Annotated in this window: 2 protein-coding genes; both read right to left on the bottom strand. The window is 58.0% G+C overall.

All coding sequences use genetic code 11. From position 1 onward, the window contains the following. On the bottom strand, positions 1 to 735 hold a 735-nt coding region (locus tag B5F19_RS16805), incomplete at its 3' end, for a relaxase/mobilization nuclease domain-containing protein (RefSeq protein WP_162612608.1). Further along, positions 707 to 1,101, bottom strand: a 395-nt coding sequence (mobC, locus tag B5F19_RS16810; protein WP_087292913.1) for a plasmid mobilization relaxosome protein MobC, incomplete at its 5' end; no start/stop codon positions are given. The genes B5F19_RS16805 and mobC, both read right to left, overlap by 29 nt.

The following is a 1,101-nucleotide window of genomic DNA, read 5'->3' on the forward strand; positions in this document are numbered from 1 at the left end:
CTGCCGCAGCTTCTCCTTGTTCGTTTCAAACTTGGTCTGCCGGGGCGTGATACCGCCTGCAATCATGGGGGCGTTCTGCTTGTCCAGCGCGGCCTGTCCCTTTTTCTGCGCCCAATACTCCCGGTCTGTGACGCGGTTCTTGCTGCCGTTCAAGAGGTCGATTTGGTAAAGCCCCTCCCGGTGGCACATCTCCATGACTTCGGACTTGAAGTAGCGCAAGGCTGCGTCAGTACAGCGGTGCTTGCACCCGGCTTTCGTGTCGGCTGGCCTGTCCATGTAGGGCAGGAACGGCACTTCCTCAATCCGCAGGCTGTTAATGACGATATGCACATGAATGTTGCCGCTGTGGTTATGCCCGTCCGGGTGGGTGCATACAAGGGCTTGGTGGCCGGGGAAATGCTCGGCGCAAAACTTCTCGCCCAATTCCTGCGCCCGGTCTACAGTCAAGCCGTTGTCCGGGCCGTCCCGTGGGTCAAAGCTGATGATATAGTGGTGGCTTTTCACATCTTCCCGCCGCTGGTTCTTCCCATAGCGGAGATTTGCCCGCATACACGCAACGGCAAAATCCTCGCCGCCGCAGTTCAGCGTGGACAGCCGGTAGTCCTCGCGGGGGATAAGCCTGCCGGTTTCATCAAGGACGGGCTTCATGGTAAACTCGTCATGCTCAAAAAGCAGGTATTGTTCGGCGGCTCCGTAGTCGGCATTTTTAGAGTTGATATGCTTGAGTGTTGCCAACCGCGTCACCTACTTTCTTGAGGACTTCATACTTGAGGGCGGCAAGGTCGGCTATGGCGGCGCGTATCTCGCCGGACAGCGCGTTGTAGGGTGCGCCGTACTCGTTCAGATACCGGGCAATCTGATTGAGGTTGCCGCCGATCCTGCCATACTCGGCGGCCAGCTTCCCGACAGCGGAGAGCAATTCGTCATTGACCGCCGACACATGGATAACGGGGCGTATGGTGGTGCGCCGTATCGCCTGCCGGAGAAATTCTGACTGGCTGATACCATAGGGCGCAAGCCGCGCTGTGAAGTCGGCGTATTCATCTTCGGACAGCCGGGTTTTCACAACGCGGCTGCGGTGGGGTGTGTTGTATTTCTTTC

The sequence above is a fragment of the Pseudoflavonifractor sp. An184 genome (genome assembly GCF_002160305.1).
Taxonomy (GTDB): Bacteria; Bacillota; Clostridia; order Oscillospirales; family Oscillospiraceae; genus Lawsonibacter; species Lawsonibacter pullicola.